The organism is Campylobacter sp. W0066.2, from assembly GCF_024723515.1.
In the GTDB taxonomy this organism is placed as follows: Bacteria; Campylobacterota; Campylobacteria; order Campylobacterales; family Campylobacteraceae; genus Campylobacter_D.
On sequence record NZ_JANQCV010000049.1, the window covers coordinates 1 to 505 of the forward strand.

Annotated in this window: 1 protein-coding gene; it reads right to left on the reverse strand. The window is 26.5% G+C overall.

Annotated elements, in window-relative coordinates:
- Positions 1-505 (reverse strand): glycosyltransferase family 2 protein (locus CAMP18498_RS07930; protein ID WP_337198271.1); only part of this gene is annotated, 505 nt, incomplete at both ends.

The window sequence follows — 505 nt, forward strand, 5'->3', positions numbered from 1 at the left end:
AATCAAACCACACCACATCTACCCCATCCATTCTAGGTACACATTCTTCTATGCAGTTTAATTCCCAATAATCATCAGAATCTAAAAAGATAATATAATCTATAATAGGATAAGTAAATTTGGTTAAATCTTGTTCATCATTAAAAGCTTTATAGCTTTTATATACAGTGTATATTTCATAAGGATTATTACCTTCTATATTAAATTCTATTAAAGAATTTTCTTTTATAGTTTGGGTTTTGTTTTTGAGTTTATATTCTCCACTAAAAAATTCTATACCTACATTTCTTGCTGTACTTTGTCCACCATTTTTTTTATCAAAAAGAGTTATTCTTTTATCTTTTAAAGTATACTCTTTTGCAATATTGAGTGAGTTTTCATCTGTACTACCATCATTTACTAGTATGATTTCTAAGTTTGTATAGGTTTGATTGATTACACTATCTAAACATTCTTTTAGATATTTTTCTACATTGTATATGGGGATTACTACGCCTATGGTTTT